Source organism: Streptomyces laculatispora (assembly GCF_017353455.1).
In the GTDB taxonomy this organism is placed as follows: domain Bacteria; phylum Actinomycetota; class Actinomycetes; order Streptomycetales; family Streptomycetaceae; genus Streptomyces; species Streptomyces laculatispora.
Genome location: NZ_JAFMPZ010000008.1, coordinates 1 through 3,046 on the forward strand (window position 1 = coordinate 1; position 3,046 = coordinate 3,046).

Sequence of the window (3,046 nt, forward strand, 5' to 3'; positions counted from 1 at the left end):
CGCCGCGGTCAAGGACCCCAGCTGTCACAAGGACACCCCGCTCAAGCCGGAGCAGGCCGCCCAGAACGGCGCCCACTACCTCGCCGGGGCCCTCGCGAAGACCGGTCACCTCGACCAGCCGCCGATGCCGGGGGCCGAGGACAGCTCCCCGCAGCCCGACTTCGGCAACACCGCCGACGCGGTCGTCGCCCTGTCCGCCTCCGGGCACAAGGACAAGGCCGCCGCGTCCGTCGACTGGCTGGCGAAGAACTCCGCCGGCTGGGCCGGGCAGAGCGGCCCAGCCGCCTACGCCCAGCTGGTCATGGCCGCCCACTCGACCGGCGCCGACGTGCACGACTTCGGCGGCGCCGACCTCGTCGCCCAGCTGAACGCGACCGGGCCCGCACCCGCCGCCGTGAAGAAGCCGACGGCGAGCGCCACCAAGGACGAGGAGAAGAAGGACAGCGGCGACGGGGACGGGATCGGCGGTGTCTGGTGGTTCGCCGGGATCGGGCTCGCCGTCGGCGCGGGCGCCGGATTCCTGATCAGCGGCCGCCGGAAGAACCAGCAGCTGTGAGGCGCGCCGGAAGGGCCACCGCGCTGCTGGTGGTCCTGGGCGCCGTCCTGGCCGTGCTCGGCGCGGGCACGGCCCAGGCGGCGGGTTACCGCTACTGGTCCTTCTGGGAAGGGTCCGGCAGCGGATGGGCGTACGCCACCCAGGGGCCGTCCCTGGTCCGGCCGGCCGACGGTTCGGTGCAGGGCTTCCGGTTCGCCGTGAGCGCCGACTCCCAGGACGCGGCGAAGCCGCGCCGCTCCCCCGACTTCTCGAAGATCTGCGCGGCCACCCCGGCCGAGCACGGCACCAAGCGGGTCGCGCTCGTCATCGACGCCGGCACCGCCGCCGATGCGCCGGAGGGGGAGACCCCGCCCCCGCCGCGTACCGCGTGCGCGCAGATCGCGAAGGACGCGAGCAGCGCCGAGGCGCTCGCGTCGGTGGCCGAGCCGCTGCGTTACGGGAGTGACGCGCTGCTCTGCGCGATCACCGGCTACCCCGCCACGGGGTGCGGTGAGCAGGTCTCCAGAACCACCGGTGCCGACAGTGGCCGGCCGGCCACCGCGGACGCGTCCGCTCCCACGTCCGCTGCCGCCGGTACCGGTGGTTCCGGCGGCGGCGGGCCGTCCGCCGGGGTTCTCGTCGGGGTCGGCGCGGTCCTTCTGCTCGGCATCGCCGCAGTCGCGCAGGCCCGCCGCCGCCGCGGATGAACGGCTCGACGGCCGGCATCGGGGAGAGCCCGGTGACCGGCGCCACGGGCCGCGCGGCGACCGGCCGCGGCACCGGTCCCTCCCCGGCACCCGCCTGGCGCGCGCCCGCCGCGACCCGGAGCAACGCGCTGCCCGCCGGGGCGTGGTGGCTGTGGGCGCTGGGGCTCGCCACCGCCGCGTCCCGGACCACGAACCCGCTGCTGCTCGGGCTGCTGGTGGGCGTGGCCGGCTATGTGGTGGCCGCGCGCCGGACGGACGCGCCGTGGGCCCGGTCGTACGGGGCGTTCATCAAGATCGGGCTGTTCGTCATCGGGGTGCGGCTGCTCTTCTCGGTCTTCCTCGGATCGCCGGTCCCCGGCACGCATGTGCTGTTCACCCTGCCCGAGGTGCCGCTGCCGGACTGGGCGAAGGGCGTCCGGATCGGTGGCCGGGTCACCGCCGAGCAGCTGCTCTTCGCGCTGTACGACGGGGCGAAGCTGGCCACCCTGCTGATCTGCGTCGGTGCGGCGAACTCGCTCGCCAACCCGGCCCGGCTGCTGAAGTCGCTGCCCGGTGCGCTGTACGAGGCCGGGGTGGCCGTCGTCGTCGCGATGACGTTCGCCCCGAACATGGTCACCGACGTGGTGCGGCTGCGCACCGCCCGTCGGCTGCGCGGCCGGGCGACCGGCGGGGTCGGGGCGGTGCTCCAGATCGGGCTGCCGGTCCTGGAAGGGGCGCTGGAGCGGTCGGTCGCGGTGGCGGCCTCGATGGACGCGCGCGGCTACGGACGCACCGCGCAGGTGCCGGCCGCCGTACGGCACACCACGAACGTCCTCACCCTCGGCGGGCTGCTCGGTGTCTGCGCCGGTACGTACGGGCTGCTGGCCGCGCAGGGTGCGGTGTACGGGCTGCCGCTGCTGATCGCCGGCCTGGCCGCGGCGATGGCCGGGCTGCGCCTCGGCGGGGCGCGTTCGGTGCGGACCCGCTACCGGCCCGACCGGTGGGGCGTACGGGCCTGGCTGGTCGCGGGCTCCGGTGCGGCGGTCGCGGTGGCGATGATCTGGGCAGGCAGCGCCGATCCGGCGGCGCTGCACCCCGGGGTCGTACCGCTGACCGCGCCGGTGCTGCCGCTGTGGCCCGCCGCCGCGGTGCTGATCGGTCTGCTGCCCGCGCTGGTCGCGCCCGTCCCGCCTTCCCCCACAGGCTTCGAGGAGCAGGTGTGATCCGGTTCGACGATGTTTCGGTGCAGTACGAGGGGACCGGGCGCCCCACCCTGTCGGGGGTCGACCTGACCGTTCCGGAGGGTGAGCTGGTGCTGCTCGTCGGGCCGTCGGGGGTCGGTAAGTCGACTTTGCTGGGTGCCGTGTCGGGGCTGGTGCCGCACTTCACCGGGGGACGGCTGACCGGGCGGGTCACCGTCGGCGGGCGCGACACCCGCACGCACAAGCCCCGCGAGCTGGCCGATCTGGTCGGCACCGTGGGTCAGGACCCGCTCTCCCACTTCGTGACCGACACGGTCGAGGACGAGCTGGCGTACGGCATGGAGTCGCTCGGCCTGGCCCCGGACGTGATGCGGCGGCGGGTCGAGGAGACCCTCGACCTGCTGGGCCTCGCCGGGCTGCGGGACCGGCCGATCGCCACGCTCTCCGGGGGTCAGCAGCAGCGGGTCGCGATCGGTTCGGTCCTCACCCCGCATCCCCGGGTCCTGGTGCTGGACGAGCCGACGTCCGCGCTGGACCCCGCGGCGGCCGAGGAGGTCCTCGCGGTGCTCCAGCGGCTCGTCCACGACCTGGGGACGACGGTCCTGATGGCCGAGCACCGGCTG

General features: G+C 75.4%; 3 protein-coding genes and 1 pseudogene. All 4 read left to right on the forward strand.

Features of this window, described 5'->3' with window-relative positions; all coding sequences use genetic code 11:
- A pseudogene (locus J1C73_RS00400) lies at nt 1–556 on the forward strand (prenyltransferase/squalene oxidase repeat-containing protein); the annotation flags it as partial.
- Nucleotides 553–1,242: an SCO2322 family protein gene (locus J1C73_RS00405; RefSeq protein ID WP_207314543.1), complete on the forward strand. Its 690-nt coding sequence runs from the start codon at nt 553–555 to the stop codon at nt 1,240–1,242. The pseudogene J1C73_RS00400 and the gene J1C73_RS00405, both read left to right, overlap by 4 nt.
- Nucleotides 1,243–1,274: 32 nt before the next feature.
- Nucleotides 1,275–2,444 (forward strand): energy-coupling factor transporter transmembrane component T, encoded by a 1,170-nt coding sequence (locus J1C73_RS00410; RefSeq protein WP_207314544.1) that lies wholly within the window; start codon nt 1,275–1,277, stop codon nt 2,442–2,444.
- Nucleotides 2,441–3,046, forward strand: a 606-nt coding sequence (locus J1C73_RS00415; protein WP_207314545.1) for an ABC transporter ATP-binding protein, incomplete at its 3' end; no start/stop codon positions are given. The genes J1C73_RS00410 and J1C73_RS00415, both read left to right, overlap by 4 nt.